At 45.9% G+C, this 15,758-nt stretch carries 15 protein-coding genes; 8 read left to right on the plus strand and 7 right to left on the minus strand.

Annotation, left to right across the window (positions count from 1 at the left end):
• Nucleotides 1-79: 79 nt before the first annotated feature.
• Nucleotides 80-1,291, minus strand: coding sequence for an ABC transporter ATP-binding protein (locus tag H6F56_RS19045; RefSeq protein WP_190671297.1), 1,212 nt, complete (start codon nucleotides 1,289-1,291; stop codon nucleotides 80-82).
• A 102-nt stretch (nucleotides 1,292-1,393) separates the two neighbouring features.
• Here H6F56_RS19045 and H6F56_RS19050 point away from each other — a divergent pair, with 102 nt between their 5' ends.
• Genes H6F56_RS19050 through H6F56_RS19060 form a run of 3 tightly spaced genes read left to right on the plus strand, consistent with a single transcriptional unit; the run spans nucleotide 1,394 to nucleotide 4,408 of the window.
• Nucleotides 1,394-2,644, plus strand: a complete 1,251-nt coding sequence (locus H6F56_RS19050; protein WP_190671300.1) for an ABC transporter substrate-binding protein — start codon at nucleotides 1,394-1,396, stop codon at nucleotides 2,642-2,644.
• Nucleotides 2,645-2,664: 20 nt separating this feature from the next.
• Complete coding sequence (locus tag H6F56_RS19055; protein WP_190671302.1) at nucleotides 2,665-3,570, plus strand: carbohydrate ABC transporter permease; 906 nt, start codon at nucleotides 2,665-2,667, stop codon at nucleotides 3,568-3,570.
• A gap of 13 nt (nucleotides 3,571-3,583) precedes the next feature.
• On the plus strand, nucleotides 3,584-4,408 hold the full coding sequence (locus H6F56_RS19060; RefSeq protein ID WP_190671304.1) for a carbohydrate ABC transporter permease: 825 nt from the start codon (nucleotides 3,584-3,586) through the stop codon (nucleotides 4,406-4,408).
• Between the two features lie 440 nt (nucleotides 4,409-4,848).
• Here H6F56_RS19060 and H6F56_RS19065 read toward each other — a convergent pair whose 3' ends face one another.
• Complete coding sequence (locus tag H6F56_RS19065) at nucleotides 4,849-7,440, minus strand: DNA gyrase/topoisomerase IV subunit A (RefSeq protein WP_190671306.1); 2,592 nt, start codon at nucleotides 7,438-7,440, stop codon at nucleotides 4,849-4,851.
• A 497-nt stretch (nucleotides 7,441-7,937) separates the two neighbouring features.
• On the opposite strand from H6F56_RS19065, the gene H6F56_RS19070 reads away from it, so the two are divergent.
• Both H6F56_RS19070 and H6F56_RS19075 read left to right on the plus strand, forming a co-directional pair.
• A complete protein-coding gene (locus H6F56_RS19070; RefSeq protein ID WP_190671308.1) occupies nucleotides 7,938-8,132 on the plus strand; it encodes a hypothetical protein in 195 nt (64 codons plus the stop codon).
• 24 nt (nucleotides 8,133-8,156) lie between these two features.
• Nucleotides 8,157-8,555: a response regulator gene (locus H6F56_RS19075; protein ID WP_190671310.1), complete on the plus strand. Its 399-nt coding sequence runs from the start codon at nucleotides 8,157-8,159 to the stop codon at nucleotides 8,553-8,555.
• Between the two features lie 62 nt (nucleotides 8,556-8,617).
• On the opposite strand, the gene H6F56_RS19080 is transcribed toward H6F56_RS19075, so the two are convergent.
• On the minus strand, nucleotides 8,618-9,499 hold the full coding sequence (locus tag H6F56_RS19080) for a tetratricopeptide repeat protein (RefSeq protein WP_416361002.1): 882 nt from the start codon (nucleotides 9,497-9,499) through the stop codon (nucleotides 8,618-8,620).
• Between the two features lie 603 nt (nucleotides 9,500-10,102).
• Here H6F56_RS19080 and H6F56_RS19085 point away from each other — a divergent pair.
• On the plus strand, nucleotides 10,103-10,438 hold the full coding sequence (locus H6F56_RS19085) for a hypothetical protein (RefSeq protein ID WP_190671312.1): 336 nt from the start codon (nucleotides 10,103-10,105) through the stop codon (nucleotides 10,436-10,438).
• Nucleotides 10,439-10,567: 129 nt separating this feature from the next.
• Here the strand turns inward: H6F56_RS19085 and H6F56_RS19090 are convergent, their stop codons facing one another.
• The gene (locus H6F56_RS19090) at nucleotides 10,568-11,233 is read right to left on the minus strand and encodes an HAD-IA family hydrolase (protein ID WP_190671314.1); all 666 of its coding nucleotides are present in this window, start codon (nucleotides 11,231-11,233) and stop codon (nucleotides 10,568-10,570) included.
• Between the two features lie 107 nt (nucleotides 11,234-11,340).
• A complete protein-coding gene (gene queG, locus H6F56_RS19095; RefSeq protein WP_190671316.1) occupies nucleotides 11,341-12,315 on the minus strand; it encodes a tRNA epoxyqueuosine(34) reductase QueG in 975 nt (324 codons plus the stop codon).
• A gap of 292 nt (nucleotides 12,316-12,607) precedes the next feature.
• Here queG and H6F56_RS19100 point away from each other — a divergent pair, with 292 nt between their 5' ends.
• Both H6F56_RS19100 and H6F56_RS19105 read left to right on the plus strand, forming a co-directional pair.
• Nucleotides 12,608-13,051, plus strand: coding sequence for a ketosteroid isomerase family protein (locus H6F56_RS19100; RefSeq protein WP_190671317.1), 444 nt, complete (start codon nucleotides 12,608-12,610; stop codon nucleotides 13,049-13,051).
• A 212-nt stretch (nucleotides 13,052-13,263) separates the two neighbouring features.
• Nucleotides 13,264-13,401, plus strand: coding sequence for a hypothetical protein (locus tag H6F56_RS19105; protein ID WP_190671319.1), 138 nt, complete (start codon nucleotides 13,264-13,266; stop codon nucleotides 13,399-13,401).
• A gap of 17 nt (nucleotides 13,402-13,418) precedes the next feature.
• On the opposite strand, the gene H6F56_RS19110 is transcribed toward H6F56_RS19105, so the two are convergent.
• The gene (locus H6F56_RS19110; protein ID WP_190671321.1) at nucleotides 13,419-13,847 is read right to left on the minus strand and encodes an ATP-binding protein; all 429 of its coding nucleotides are present in this window, start codon (nucleotides 13,845-13,847) and stop codon (nucleotides 13,419-13,421) included.
• A gap of 3 nt (nucleotides 13,848-13,850) precedes the next feature.
• Complete coding sequence (locus tag H6F56_RS19115) at nucleotides 13,851-15,509, minus strand: SpoIIE family protein phosphatase (RefSeq protein ID WP_190671323.1); 1,659 nt, start codon at nucleotides 15,507-15,509, stop codon at nucleotides 13,851-13,853.
• Between the last annotated feature and the right edge of the window lie 249 nt (nucleotides 15,510-15,758).

A 15,758-nucleotide genomic window follows, 5' to 3' on the forward strand; every position in this document is an offset into this window, starting at 1 on the left:
TTGTAGGTGCAAGAAGCAGCCGATTCTAATGACTGTGAGAAAACTTCACTGCTAGACAAAAAAAACTGATTGAACGCAGCTAAGGCAAGATCGCAATGCCTGTTTCTGGGTCAAATAAATGAATTTTGTCCGGTGCAATCGCCAGCCAAAGTTGCTCACCGGCATTTACAAGACGATCTGGCTCAATTCGCACCTGTAGCATTGAGGGATTGCCGGCATTCTCAATGGGACTAACATGAAGTTGCGTTTCCGCGCCGAGGGATTCCACAAGATCAACTTGAACTTGGATATTTCTCAGCGCTGGCAGACTAATGTTTAAGTGTTCTGGGCGGATGCCTAAAATCAGTGATTGGCCCTTATATTTTTCCAAAGCCGGTGCCCAAGTGTCTGGCAGCGTGAGGCGGAATTGGTTCTGGTAGAGCAACAGGGGTGCTTGAAACTGCACCGGCAAAAAGTTCATCGGGGGTGAGCCAATGAAGCCGGCAACAAAGCGATTTACAGGCCGGTTGTAGAGTTCCAGTGGTTTTGCCACCTGCTGAATTTGGCCGGCATACATAACCGCAATGCGATCACCCATTGTCATCGCTTCAGTTTGGTCGTGAGTGACGTAAATCGTGGTTGTTCCTAGCTGGCGTTGTAGTTTGACGATTTGAGCGCGGGTTTCAGCACGAAGTTTCGCGTCTAGGTTCGATAGGGGTTCATCCATCAAGAAGACTTGGGGGTTACGGGCGATTGCCCGTCCAAGGGCAACTCGCTGCTTTTGCCCCCCAGATAGCTGCTTCGGCAGCCGATCAAGGAGTGATTCAATTTGCAATAGCTGGGCAACCCTTTCCACCTGTGTGTCAACCGCTTTCTCTTGCGCTGAGAGGTAGCGCAGATTTTTCGGCAAGGATCGCGTCATGCCGGCGAACATTTTTTCAGCAGATTTACCGATTGATAACGAGTCATTTTCCCCATTGCCAAATTTGGTGCGCCGCAGCCCAAAGGCAATATTGTCATAAACTGTCATGTGGGGATAAAGGGCGTAATTCTGGAACACCATCGCAATGTCTCGCTCTTTCGGGGGCAATTCATTGACGAGGCGATCACCGATTTGAATCTCGCCGCCGGTGATTTCTTCTAAACCGGCGATTAAGCGCAGTAGGGTACTTTTCCCGCAACCCGACGGCCCAACCAGTACCATAAATTGGCCATCTGGCACTTCTAAATTGATGTCCCGCAAGATGGACTTGTTTTCGCCTTTGCGACCGGGAAAACTTTTGTAAACACTTTTGATAACAACTTTTGCCACGGCGGTCAATATCTAATACATCTGGAAAGTTGAGGGAGATTCGATCTCTTCACCCGATATTTCTAAAATATATGAGAAGTCACAAAATTAGGAAATTTAATAATGAGGGCAAAAAGGTTAGCCGGCTTCGTGATCTCGATACTCGCGCTTATAACTTTAGCAGGCTGTAGGACGAAAGACACGATCCCTGCTCAACAAGTTGTTACACTTGCCGGTTGGCAAAGCAATCTCAGCGAACAGCGGCTTCTCAAACAGCTTATTCAGAAATTTGAAGAAAAATATCCTCATATTAAAGTTAAATATGAAGTGATTAACAGTGAGTATATGTCTGTTATTTACACCCGCTTAGCCGGGGGAACTGCGCCAGATGTATTTTATTTAGAGGCATTTGAAGCCCCTAGATTGATGAAGGAGGGGGCATTAGAATCTCTAAACGCTTATGTAACCACAGATTTTAATATTGCTGATTTTGAGAAACGGTTACTAGATGCTTTTAGAAATGACGGTGAAATATATGGCATTCCGAAGGATTTTTCTACTTTAGCTCTTTTTTATAACAAACAAGCTTTTAAAGAAGCCGGTATTTCCCAACCCCCTAGAAATTGGGAGGAGTTGATTAGATATTCCCAAAAACTGACGGCTGATAAAAATAAAGATGGCAAAATTGATCGCTACGGTTTTGGAGTTTCTCCAGAATTGGCGCGACAATATTTTATGATTAAAGCTTGTGGAGGAGAGTTAACGGATCAAGCGGGTAAAGCGGCTTTTGCAACACCAGTCGGGTTAAAAGGTCTGCAATTTGTGATTGATCAGTATCGAAAAGATCAGTCTTCCGCACAACCTTCAGATGTTGGAGCAAGTTGGGGCGCTGAAATGCTTGGCGCTGGAAAAGCGGCGATGGTTATTGAAGGATTGTGGGCAATTCCTAATTTAAAGGATACGTTTCCAAGGCTAAATTATGCAGTAGTGGAGGTGCCGGCAGTTTGTGGTAAAAAAGGCACAATGGCTTTTACGGTTGCTTATGCAATGAATAAAGATGCGAAGAATAAACCGGCTGCTTGGGAGTTAATTGCTTTTTTAACCGGCACAGAAGCGATGAAAATATCAACAAGTACAGGATTCGCCTTACCTAGCCGCCAATCTGTTATGCAAACGTTTAAACAAAATCCCCAATATATTCCGTTTACTACAGGTGCCGGTTATGCAACCGTTTGGCAAGGAGGTGAGAGGCTTAGCAAAATTGTTACCAGTTTTAATAATCAATTTATCAGTGCGATGATTGGGCAACAATCTTTGTCGGAAGCCATGCAAAAATCTCAAGAAACAGCCAACAAAGATTGTATGACTCCCTAAATTAGCAGAGAAATAGACTTATGTTTAATTTAAAAACGTTAAGCAAAAATAAAACTATAAGAGAAAGTTTCTCTGCTTATTTATTTATGACTCCTACAATCCTAATTTTAGGAGTATTTTTAGTCCTTCCAATTATTTTTGCTGTATTTTTAGCTTTTCATAAAGTAAAAATTTTAGGTGAACTAAATTTTAAATGGATTAACGGACAAAATTTTCTGTGTCTTGTTAATGATGAGCGAGTTTGGATTGCGCTAAAAAACACGGCTGAGTATGTGGCGATAGTGGTGCCGGTTCAAACAATATTAGCGCTTGCTTTAGCGACAATTTTAAATGCTCAAATTAAAGGAAAAAACTGGTTTAGGATTATTTTCTTTCTCCCAACCGTTACATCTTCAGCAGTTTTAACCTTAATTTTTATGTGGATGTTAAATTCTAACGGCTCAATTAACACGCTGTTAGGATTTATCGGGTTGCCGGCTTACAATTGGATAGGCGATCCAGATGTAGCGCTGAAAGCCATTATGCTGATGAATATTTGGTCAACTGCGCCATTTTACATGGTGATCTATTTAGCGGCGATGCAAGATATCCCTGAAAGTTTATATGAAGCAGCAACGCTTGATGGCGCGACAACCTGGGAAAAATTTTTATATATTACCTTGCCGTTTTTAAAACCGGTGACTTTTTTTATTATTGTGATCGGAATTATTGGCACATTTCAACTCTTTGATCAATCTTATATCTTTTCTGCCGGCTCAGGTGGCCCTAATAACGCTACTCTAACGCTTGTGCTTTTAATTTATCAGTATGCTTTTAAAAATTTAGAAATGGGTTATGCTGCTGCCCTCGCTTTAATGTTAGCCTCAGTTATTATGATGGCAACCGTTATTCAACGCAGTTTGTATAGAGAAGAACAATTGAAGTAGGGGGTGAAAAGCAGTGAATCGTTTTTATTGGTCAAAAGCAATCTTATACGCAAGCTTAATTTTTTATGCAATTATAACGATACTGCCCTTTATATGGGCGCTTTCTGCTTCTTTCAAACCCCTGGAAGAGATTTTAACCGGCGGTTTAAGTTTTATCCCCAAACAACCCACACTTGATAACTACAAACAGATTTTTATTGAACAACCGATCTTTCTGCGGTGGTTTTTAAATAGTTTAATTGTCGCTATTTGCGTCACCGCTTTCAATCTATTATTTAACTCAATGGCTGGTTACGCTCTTGCACGACTTCAGTTTCCCGGCCAAAATTTATGGTTTTTCTTGATTTTAGCAGTTTTAATGGTTCCCGGCCAAGTTACTTTAATTCCCAGTTATTTAATTTTAAAAACTTTGGGATGGTTGAATTCTTATCAAGGTTTAATTGTCCCTAGCGCTGTTAATGCAACATTTATATTTATGATGCGACAATTCTTTGTGAGTTTCCCCAGAGAATTAGAAGAAGCTGCTACGCTAGATGGATTAGGGCGGCTAGAGACATTTTTTAAAATCGTGTTGCCTTTAGCAAAGCCGGCTTTAGCCGCACAAACAATCTTTGTCTTTATGGGTTCTTGGAATAATTTTTTAATGCCCCTGGTTATTCTATCCGATCAAGAGCTATTTACGCTTCCCCTTGGTTTAAATGCCTTTAAAGGGCAATATGTAACTTATTGGAATTATCTCATGGCTGCCTCAATGATTTTTACGCTGCCGGCTTTGGTAATTTATGCCTTTTTTAATCGTTATTTCATTCAAGGTGTTACCTTCACCGGCGGTAAATGAGGTAGAGATAAAATTAATATAATTTTAAGAATTTAAAGCAAAGATGACTAAGAATCGGCAGAGAAAGTTGGTGAAAATAAGATGACGCGACTGCCTCACGATCAGTTTTCCAAGCAATATTTTCAAGAGTTGTTAGCGCTGCTAGGTTCAGTAAAGACAAGCCGAAAGTATCACCGGAAGTCCTGCAAGTGGATGTCTAGTTTGTGCCGGCACCCCAAACCTGGACAGAAGCCCAAGTTCTAAGTTTACTGGGTCAAATGGCATCAACGCCAAAGCAGCCCTTAAAATCGACAAAGCCATATAACGGCTGTAATTGCTTTGCCGTGAAGATTTCCCCTTCAGCTGGGCAGCCTTTACTTACACGAAGGGCAAACAAAAAACCCGCTGATGCGGGCTTTGTTCGTAATAACTTTAAATGTTAACCGGCACGCAAATCATCTCTACCCCAATTCCTGGGAACACAGTGTCAGGGAAATTACCTTCTCCCCAGAATTGAGTAAAGGCACCCGATCACCGGCACCATCTTTACCCCAGATTGCCACCTCACCAATCGGCAACTTCACCAACCGATCCGCAGAAGTGTGTAACATCACCGAAGCATCCTTCGCTGCCGGCACGATCCCCGCTAAGGAATCACTCTTGGTGGTAAACTGCAACGCCTGAGTCCCAATTTCTCCCCGATTTGCCGGTCTCAATAAGTGTATCGGCAACCGCTTCGCAAACCCTAACTCAGACACCAGCAACAAATCTTTATTCGTTCCCATTGTTGCACAGCCAACTAACTCCTCCTGCTTCCGCAAGCGCAATGCCTGATAACCCTGTGCCGTGCGTCCCATCACCGGCAACTGCTCCTCATTCACCTCAAAGCGCAACAGCCGGCCTCCAGAAGTTGCCAAAACTACCTCCTCATCAGCAGCCGCCAGATGTGCATACACGAGCAAATCGTCATCCTTCAACTTCATCACCGTCAGACCTCGACCTGTCATATTGGCCAACTCTAATAAGGGAATCCGCTTAATGCGTCCCTGCTGCGTTAGCATAATTAGCGTCATACTGTCAAGATAGTCTGAGATAATAAATTGAGCGGTGATCGCTTCCCGATCGTTGTGGACAGACTGAGGTAGCAAAGTCACAAACGGCTTGCCCTTCGCGTCCCGACCCGTTGCCGGTGGAATGTCCCCAACCTTAAGCGCAAACGCCTTGCCGGTGCGAGTCAAGGCTAAAACATCCTGCCCCGTCTTAGCCAACTCAGTCTGAACTGAAAAGTCCTGATTACTCGGCACAGACTCCGCGCCCTTGCTCTTTTTCCGACCGCGAGTAGGCTGCTGTAACGCCGCCACCGGCAGCCGGCGCACATATCCCCGGTGCGTGAATTCCAGAACCGTTTCTTCCTCTGGGAAAGGAAGAGAGGCAGGGGGGGAGACTGGAAGCGGGGGAGAGTCTGACTTATTTCTCCCTTTTTCTGCTTTCTCCTGAGTTCCCTTGCCGGCTTTTTCTTCTGCACCTTTACCCTTCTGCCGTTGTGCCGATTTATTTCCGTAAATCCGGGTACGGCGCGGGTCGCCATACTTCTTTTTCTGGGATCTCAAGTCTTTTTTCAGGGCTTTGAGCAGTTCCTGACGATCACCCAGCAACAGTTGCAATTCCTGCCGGCGCTGCGTTAGCTCCGTAAACTCCGTCTGCAAATTCTGCCGTTCTAAACCCGTCAGCCGGCGCATAGGCATCGCCAAAATCGCATCTGCCTGCCGATCACTCAAATTCAGCTGCTCCTGAAAAGCGATCTTGGCAGTCGTGCCATCCGGCGCATTTCTGAGAATGTCAATCACTGCATCGAGATTTCCCAACGCATTGAGCAAACCCTCAACAATATGCAGCCGTTCCTCAGTCTTATTCAGTTCATGATTATATCGGCGCGTCAGTGTCAGCTCTCGGAAATTCAAAAACTGCAGCAATAACTCCCGCAGCGTCAACTGGCGGGGCTGACCCTCCACAATCGCTAGCAAAATCGCCCCAAAGGTAGACTGGAGCGCTGTTTGGTGGTACAGGTGATGCAGGATGTTTTGAGGCTCTACCTCTCGTTTGAGTTCAACAACGACACGCATCCCCTCACGATCGCTCTCGTCGCGGATATCAGAAATGCCCTCAATTCGCCCTTGATTGACTAACTCTGCCATCTTTTCAATCCAAGCCGCTTTATTGACTTGGAATGGCAGTTCTGTCACTACAATTGCCATGCGCTTGTGCCGGCCTCGCCCTCCTTGAACCTCTTCAATTTGAGCAATGCCCCGGACAGAGATGCTGCCCTTGCCGGTGGTGTAAGCTGCTCGAATTCCCTCTGTCTCGACGATTTCGCCGCCGGTGGGGAAATCTGGCCCTGGAATCAGCTCAAACAACTTCTCATCGGGCAGATCGGGCCGGTCGATTAAGGCAATTAAACCATCAACAATCTCTCCCAAGTTGTGGGGAGGAATATTGGTGGCCATCCCCACCGCAATCCCAGAGCAACCGTTGAGCAATAAGATCGGCAGTTGCGCCGGCAGTACCACCGGCTCTTGCTGTGAGTTATCGAAGTTGCCAATAAAGTCAACCGTCGCCGCGTCAATTTCAGCCAGCATCGCCTCGTGGCTTACCGGCGCTAAGCGAGTTTCGGTGTAACGCATGGCTGCCGGTGGGTCATTGTCCACCGAACCAAAGTTGCCATGACCGGCTAGCAGCGGATAGCGCGTCGAAAACTCCTGCACCATCCGCACCAATGCGTCGTAAACCGCCTGATCTCCGTGGGGATGATATTTCCCCAGCACATCCCCGACCACACGGGCGCATTTGCGGTAGGGTCGGTCTGGTGTCAGCCCCAACTCGTGCATAGCGTACAAAATTCGCCGGTGGACGGGTTTTAAGCCATCGCGAACGTCCGGCAGTGCCCGCCCGACGATCACACTCATGGCATATTCAAGATAGGACTGTTGCATCTCCGTGTGCAGGGCAGTGGAGATCACCTGTCCTGTCGAGAGCAAGTTCAACTGTTTGGCCATGAGTTCAGTTCCTTAATTCCCAACTTTTAACAGTGTCGTGCAATTTAAGCCATGTCATCTAGCGTAACGGAAGACTTGGTCTCGATCAGACTTCTGTGCCGGTGCTTGATGGTTTGTTATAGATTCTTTGGTGGGGGGCTAAGGCTATAGCTGAGTTCGCTTTTAAAATTGAAAATCAGTTATCCCTCAAACGAAACCACCTTCAACCACTTTATTCACACCGGCTGACGGCAGCATCGCATAGCACCCCAGTCTTCACAAAAATTGTTTCTGTGAGAATTAATCAATTAATGCCGGTTTAGGAAAATAGCTTGAGAAATACTTTTTTGATTGACTAACCTTCGATGGGTCTTTAAACCTAGACTATAAGAGTAGCTTGCCAAAATTTCTAGGTGTAAACCACTTCGGGTGATTTTACGGGCCGGCTCTGACTTCAGCCTTCTGGCTAGGTAGCACACAGACAAGACATACTGGTAGGGATAGGCGAGGAGGTACGGATGTCCTTTATTGTGTGCCCCTTAGCGCATGGCATTCAAACTTATAACTTTGTGGCTCAACCCCAAGTTTTTCGGGCGAATGCTATGCCTTGCGACCACGTTGTGCTAACGGTGTCGGTCGCTTATAAACGGGGACATGACTGTTCTGTAGCTGGCGGTAACGCCCAGCTTTTCTCCAGTCCTAAACAAGTTTAGATGGTATCCAGTGGGAAGTTCAAAATGAAAACCGTTTTGATTGTGGAGGACGATCAGGTCAATGCGCGAGTATTTTCTAAGATCCTGACCAAACGGGGCGGCTTAGCCGTAAAGCATACCGAAAATGTGGAAGAGGTGATGCAAATTGCCCAAGCTGGGGAAGCGGACATTATTTTGATGGATGTCTCCCTCGCTCGCAGTGTTTACAAGGGCAGAGCGGTTGATGGCATCAAAATCACTCAAATGTTAAAGTCAGACCCTCAAACGGCTAGTCTGCCCATTATCCTGGTGACGGCTCATGCGATGGCCGGCGATCGCGAACAATTTCTAGAGCAGAGTGGAGCAGATGGGTATATCTCCAAACCTGTGGTCGATCACCAAGAGTTTGTTGATCGAATTATGGCTCTGCTGCCCAAGGATTAAAGTGGGTTTTAGATTTTAGATTTTAGATTCTTACCCAATCCAAAATCTAAAATCTAAATGCTTTAGGGCGACATGACAGGAGGTGTAGGAGCTTCTTGATTTTGCGCTAGGGAGGCTTGGATACGAGGCGTTTCTAAGAATTTTTGGGTGTCTTGGAGCAAGCGCTCTCCCCAAAGATTTTCTTTGAGAAACTCTATATCCCCATATCGGTTGTCTAATTTTAGCGCCGCTTCTCCCATCGCTAAGCCCTGTTCTTGGTCGCCTTTGGTGTAAAGGGCGACAGCAAGGGCCAGCATTGGTTCGGCTGCTTTGTCGTCAATGGAAACAGCGGTTTTCCACCTTTGAATCGCTCCTTCAATATCGCCTTTCTCGTAGTTGACTAATCCAATGTTGTTAATCGCCGGCCAAAAGTTTTTCTCTTGGGCGTAGGCTTTTTCATACTCTGCGACAGCTTCGGGAAATTGATTGAGCTTGTAGTAAGCATTTCCCAAATCGAATAAAGCACCCGGAACATTGGGTTTTAATTTCAAGCCGGCTTGTAACTCTTGAATGGCTGCGGCGTAGTTTTCCTGCTGAAACCGCGCCGATCCTAGGGCAAACAAGATTGAAGCATTCTCAGGATCTAGGTTTTGAGCTTGTTGCAGGGCTGCAACTCCTTTTTCTAGTTCCTCGGTTTGGATATATAAACTACCCAGCAGCGCCCAAGTTTGAAAACTTTTCGGTGCCAACTGAGTGGCTAGCTCAGCTCTGGGCAAAGCCAATTCATATTGCCTGAATCGCGCTAGCTGCGCGGCTTCCTCTGCTATGCTCAAGCCCGTTTTCTCCATTTGGGTTGAGTCAAGTTGCAGGGGATGGGGCAATAATGCCTGTCCAAAAGCAGGCACAGCAGCACTCCCGACAGCAAGAGTGATTAAGAAACAGATGAAAGGAATACGCTTTGGCACAGTACAGCTTTGAAAAAATGCTAAGGGTTCTCGGCTAGCTTAGATCATCTCATTTCAATCGTGACAAAAATCCGCTCGAAAAACTAGCCCTGTCCACTTCTTCAATCTCTTTTCTGGCTAATCTGTATAAATTACATCGCTTCCCACTCTATCTGCCGGCAGCAGTGTATGGGGTTTTCTCCGTAAAGTCTTACCGCGTTATGATCACTTGTGCTTCCAAAATCCATTAAGTTATACTTTTTTAATGCACGTATTTTAAATTAAAGAACATTATTGTATATAGCATTTATCCATTTGTATTTTGCAAAATAATCACAAAATGAGCAAACAGCCTGAAAGAGAAGTTCCGCTCAAATGGCTAAACTCGGCTCGAACTTGGAACCGTTGAATTGAGCCAAAGTCGGGGTTTTGCGCCGGCAGCGTGGTACGAGGCAAAAACTGAGCTTAGTATTGCAACTTGAGTGCGTTGGCAACAAGCCGATTGCTTCAGCCGGCTCACTCAAAATTTCAGCGGGATGGATCTACCCCAAGAGGGACAAATGAACGGGGATCACCCTGTTAGTATCTATATTAAAGATTAGTACACTTTGAATAGGATATTTTATGCCAGAAAATCAATCTGAAAACTTCGATGTTCAGCAGCAAAATGAGAGCATTCAAGCCGGTGAACAAAAATTACCAGAAGTTAATGTAGAGGACGACTACGAAGCTTCAAAACAATTTAGTGGTGGTGTCAGTGCCGAGGCGGCTGAAGCTGCGACGGCTCCTAACTTTAGGGTTTCCCAACCTCAAGAAACCACAAACGCAACTCAGCAAACTGGCGCTCCTGGAGATTACCGCCAGATGGCTAAAGATATCAACCCTTCATCACAAGCTAGCAGTACCGTCAGTGATGAACTGGTAGAAAAAGCTTTGGAAAAGGGCCAGTCGGCTCAGTAAGCTTTCCGAATTTTTTACACCTAAATACTGCCCTCGCTCAACCGATTCATGGTTGGGCTTTAATTGTTGGATAAACCAAATTTTTATTTAGAATTATGCCGATATTTAAAAGGTATTTTCTGGGAAAATTCAAACTTTGGGTGAGTCAAAATCTCGCTGCTTTAAGCTTTCTATCACCTCAATCAGTTCTTCGGGTCGATCAATTAAAAAATCTGGATTTTGCGCGGCTAACACTTGTTTGGAATTAAACCCCCAAGTCACGGCAATTATTTTGATCTGACTTTTTTTAGCCGCTTCTATATCGCGCGTTTCATCGCCAACATAAACAACTTCTTCAGGAGTGAAACCTTCTTTGATTAGAAATTTCTTAATGACTCTATGTTTACCAAATAAAGTCGTTTCTGCATAAACAAATTCAAATAAATCTTGTGCCTCATTATTTTGAAGAATGCTCATAACATTTGGCTTAGAGTTAGAAGTAATAATTCCTAGCTTATTGCCTTGACTTCTTAGTTGTGTCAGAACTTCCTTTATTCCTGGCACTGGATGGATTCGAGGGATCTCATGAGCTAATTCTAACTTTACTTTTCTTAATAAAAACGGAACTTTAAAAATAGAAACTCCGGAATCCTTAATAACTTCTCTAGAGCTTAAGTTTTTGAGCTGTTCAATATCCGCCCGACTCGCTTGCTTGTATTTAAATTCAACAGCCAAGCGATTAATAACAACAATGAGTGCCTCAAGAGTATCGGCAATTGTGCCATCAAAATCAAAAACTATTACTTTTACGGTCATAATTTAGCTAAACTTATTTGCAACGAAATATCGGCTGTATTTGAAAATGACGATTAAGCGCAATTCAGAAGCTATTTTGACGCTTGGAATGTAAGTTTTTTGTACATTTATTTCCACGTTTCACATTTCTCTTCAATAACTGCTTGACCGGCTTCCAGATTAACCCTGGCATTGCGCCGCAGCATCTCTGGTTTAATCCGCCGCAGCGCTGATGCACGAAAGCGCTGATCCCACTGTTCATCGGATATCTGGGCTAATTCTGCGAGAGTGGGAGCAACATTCTCAGGATAAGGTTGAAACTCTGCCACATCGGTTTCTTTAGCAAATCGTTGGTTCCAGGGACACACATCCTGGCAAATATCGCAGCCGGCAACCCAACCGTGCATCTGGGAGGTGATGGCATCTGGCAAATCTTCCCCGCGATTCTCAATCGTATGATAGGCAATGCAGCGATTAGCATCCACCACAAATGGCTGGACGATCGCGCCGGTGGGACAGGCATCCAGACAGCGAGTGCAAGTACCGCAGTGTTCGGTATGCGGTTGATCCGGCGTTAGAACCAGATCAGTCAAGACTTCTCCTAAAAACACCCAAGAACCGTACTCTCGCGAGATCACATTACTGTTCTTCGCGACCCAACCAATCCCAGCTTGCTGCGCCCACATTTTATCCTGAATCGGGCCGGTGTCCGCATAGTAACGTGCTTGGATGCCGTCGCCTTGCGCTTGCAACCAGTTTGCCAACGCCTTCAGTTTTTTATGCAGTACCTTGTGATAATCCCGTCCCCATCCATAACGGGAGATTTTGGCATATTTTTGTTCTTCTGGACGCTGCTGAGGAGTGTAGTAGTTGAGTGCTACGCAGATGACAGACTGCACCTGTGGCATTAACCGGCGAATCTCTTGACGGTTCGGGTTAGCCATCCAATCCATATCAGCGTGGTAGCCTTTCGCGAACCACGCCTGTAGGTGCGCCGCATCTGAAATGCCGGCAGCCGCATCTGCTGTAGCGATTCCAACCTTGTGGAATCCCAACTCTGTAGCTTTCTGTTTAACCTGGGTGCTACTAACTGGTGAGTTCACAGGCTTAAAAATTAGGGCAGGGGCAAGTTTATGCTTCTTTCTCACCAGCCGAATAGCGCATTTATCCTGCGAAGACAAATCGATCTAGCGATCAGGAGCGCAAACGATCAAAGTATTATAATTTTTGTCCGACCTATTGGTAAATTTTATAGATAAATTGTTGAAAAGCGTTACATAATTGCCATTGCTCGGCGAGTTTGCAGTTTCACCCTCTGATCAAGGTATGAATGATTGCGTCCCAATATTCGTTTAAAATCGATTTGCCGCCTATGCTTTCTCCAGGGTGAATCTGATGGAAACCGAAGACGCTATCAACTCAAACACTGAATCGGCATCTGCAACTGACATCACAATAGAAGGCATTACAGAGCCGGTGGTGCAGCGCTATTTTGAAACGTTTAATGCCGGCGAGTTTGAGGCTACAGCGGCGCTGTTTGCCGCAGATGGACAGATGAACCCCCCTTTTGAGGAGCCGCTGGTCGGCCCTGAAGCAATTGCGGCTTACTTAGAGGCGCACGCGAAAGGGATGCAGCTAAATCCGCGCCAAGGCATCACCGAACCCTTAGAAAATAACCAAACTCAGATTCAAGTGAGCGGTAAGGTCCAGACTCCGTGGTTTGGTGTGAATGTCAGTTGGATTTTTATACTCAATCAAGAGCAGGAAATGATTTCTGCCACGATTAAACTGCTGGCGTCTCCCCAGGAATTGCTAGATATGCGCCAATCTCAGTCTTAATAGCTGAAGCATCACTCGGCGTTTAGGCATGAAGGCTTCCTAAACGCGAGTTAAGTGGATCAACGGCTGCGAATCTTAAGGGTTTGCCGGCTTTAGATTAGCATAACTAATTAGAATTTCTAATTTTATTTCACATCAATTTAGTTTATTTGACACTCCCATAAATTGCGATGTGCCGGCTATTCTGCGATTAACCTAAGCAGAAGATTAATATGATTTCTCAATGGTTTAGGAAAGGGTTAAACCGGCTCAAAGCTTATGCCCAGATAGATAGCGCCGGTGGAGTTTCTATTCTCCGCTTGAGCGCTATCGTGAAAGACATTTCACTCATCGCGGTTGCTGAAGCCTGATCCAGACCCCTAGATGACTAAGCTTTTTTCACTTCTGGCAAACTGGCTTCCAACTTGAGACAGTTACGACCGTCTATTTGCAAGCAATATTCAACCCTATCCATCAGACGATTCATAATCAGCCAGCCATAGCCGCCATCAGACATCGCTTCAGGTGATGGGGCCATATAGGTAGACAGATCGTATCCTCTGCCGTGATCCCAAACTTCCAGGGCAATGTCACGCTCCTTAAGTTCTAAGCGAATTAGCACCGGCAGGTTAGGCTGATCTCTATGGGCGTGCCGAACTACGTTGGAATAAGCTTCCGCTAGAACCAGGCGCAAGCGATTGGACTGACGGGGCCAATCTACATATTCGCCGACTTCAACCTCTAAAGAACCCAGCAGCCAGTTTTCGACGATCGTCAAAAACCTCAAATCACTTGGCACATGAAGCTCAGTTCTCATAGCTCACAGAACCTCCAGAGAAAGAATAGTTTGGTCATCTTCTTGCTCCACCGCTTGATCGCGGATGCGAGCTAATAAATTATTCAGGTCTAAAGGAGCCGGCTCAGCCAGTAGAAGCTCCCATAGCCCCGACTGTTGGAGCATGGACCCTGCATTTGACCCGCTGCCGGCGGAGCCTTCTTCAGAGATAGTGGCTTCTGTAATGCCATCGCTCGTTAGTAGAAAGATATCCCCTGGATTTAACGCTAAGGTGCCCGCTTTGGCTTTCCACACCGGCAAGATCCCCAAAGGAACGCCTCGAACTTTTAGGAAATTTGGCTCGATCTCTGCTTTGTCAGCCACCGCTTGCTTAGACCAAACGAGGGGATAAATGTGTCCCGCATTTGCATAAACCAGTTGCTTGGTTGCCGGTGTGTAACGAGCCAGAACCATAGTGATAAAGCAGTTATTACTCACCAGATCCTCTGAGAGGATGCTGTTAAGGTTTTGCATCACCTGTTCGGGTTCAGGCGTATTTTCCTGAGACAATTCCCGTCGCATGACTGAAATGGCACTTGCCATAAACAGTGCGGCTGGAACCCCTTTACCCGAAACATCCCCCACCGCTACCCAAATATCTCCTTGAGCGTGAATATAAACTTCAAAGAAATCGCCTCCCACTTCTCGCGCCGGATAGCAGCAAGCTTGGACCTTCGCACTCTCCATCTCTGGCCAACTTTGGCGCAGCAGGTTCGTTTGAATTTGACGCGCCACTTCTAGCTCAGCTCGCATTTGCTGGGCTTGTTCTTGGCTGCGCTGGTAAAGCTTGGCTTGCGAAAGCGCGAGGGCGGCTTGTTCTGCCATCCCTTCAATTAGCTGGACATCTTCAGATGACCAAGCAGCAGCGTGGTTGTCTTGGTAAAGCGATAAAACCGCCAGAAAATCCTTTTGGTAGAGCAGTGGCAACACCAGCCGATTTGCACTGTTGCTGTCTTCTTCACCCAGGCTAACTTGGCGCTGCCGGCTTTCTAGGACTGTGTGAAGCAGGGGATCTTCGTGATAGAGGGGCGTTTCCGAGTTAAGCGCTTGATAAGAAAAGGTTTCTGGCATCAAGCGATCACTTTCCACCGGACGCAGGATGCCGGCGCTAGCATGAAAAGTCCGGCCCATCGTCTCCACAATGGTTTGGAGCATACTGCGATAGTCCAGTGACTCGCGGATCGCACTCATCACGTCGTTAAAGAGTAATTCCCGCCGCAAAGCTCTTTGCAGTTCGTTGGTTCGTTGCTTGATAACTTTATAAGTTTCCGAAGCTTGTTGAACCACCGCCTTTAGTTCTTCAGGCTGCCACGGTTTAGTAATGTATTTAAAGACTTGGCCTGAGTTAATTGCCTCCACCAAATCTTCCACATCGGTGTAGCCTGTCAGTAAGATGCGAATCGTATCGGGATAACGATCTACCGTTTTTCCCAAAAACTCTGTGCCATTCATTTCTGGCATTCGCTGGTCAGAGATGATGACAGCCATTTCCCCCTGCTGATCCAGCGTTTCCAGGGCACTCAAGGCACTGTCGGCTCTGTAGACCTGAAAATCTCGCCGAAACGTCCGGTACAGCAAGTCTAGGTTGTCTGCCTCGTCATCAACTACCAAGAGTTTGAGTTTGCTTCGATTTCCTTGACTCATGCAAGACCCCACTTCCCGGCTAATCCATCAACTCGCGCTCGAAGATCCATTATCCAAACACTATAAGTTCGGGTCACAGGAAGATATCCGGGATGTTTGGACAATGGATCTTCAACTAAAGATACAGCCAATAGCATCAGTACATCCGGCTTTATGCCAATATGTTTGCGACACGTCTGGCAAATAGCTAGCGAGATATTCCCTTAAAGAAAGTACCCTAAAATTGGGTGTCTCTAACAGGTAGAAGTT

It is taken from the genome of Microcoleus sp. FACHB-672 (assembly GCF_014695725.1).
Taxonomy (GTDB): domain Bacteria; phylum Cyanobacteriota; class Cyanobacteriia; order Cyanobacteriales; family Oscillatoriaceae; genus FACHB-68.

Coding starts and splice junctions, on each gene's coding strand:
- H6F56_RS19050 (WP_190671300.1), top strand. CDS start 1,394: ATGAGGGCAAAAAGGTTAGCCGGCTTCGTGATCTCGATACTCGCGCTT.
- H6F56_RS19055 (WP_190671302.1), top strand. CDS start 2,665: ATGTTTAATTTAAAAACGTTAAGCAAAAATAAAACTATAAGAGAAAGT.
- H6F56_RS19065 (WP_190671306.1), bottom strand. CDS start 7,440: ATGGCCAAACAGTTGAACTTGCTCTCGACAGGACAGGTGATCTCCACT.
- H6F56_RS19070 (WP_190671308.1), top strand. CDS start 7,938: ATGTCCTTTATTGTGTGCCCCTTAGCGCATGGCATTCAAACTTATAAC.
- H6F56_RS19075 (WP_190671310.1), top strand. CDS start 8,157: ATGAAAACCGTTTTGATTGTGGAGGACGATCAGGTCAATGCGCGAGTA.
- H6F56_RS19085 (WP_190671312.1), top strand. CDS start 10,103: ATGCCAGAAAATCAATCTGAAAACTTCGATGTTCAGCAGCAAAATGAG.
- H6F56_RS19090 (WP_190671314.1), bottom strand. CDS start 11,233: ATGACCGTAAAAGTAATAGTTTTTGATTTTGATGGCACAATTGCCGAT.
- H6F56_RS19100 (WP_190671317.1), top strand. CDS start 12,608: ATGGAAACCGAAGACGCTATCAACTCAAACACTGAATCGGCATCTGCA.
- H6F56_RS19105 (WP_190671319.1), top strand. CDS start 13,264: ATGATTTCTCAATGGTTTAGGAAAGGGTTAAACCGGCTCAAAGCTTAT.
- H6F56_RS19110 (WP_190671321.1), bottom strand. CDS start 13,847: ATGAGAACTGAGCTTCATGTGCCAAGTGATTTGAGGTTTTTGACGATC.
- H6F56_RS19115 (WP_190671323.1), bottom strand. CDS start 15,509: ATGAGTCAAGGAAATCGAAGCAAACTCAAACTCTTGGTAGTTGATGAC.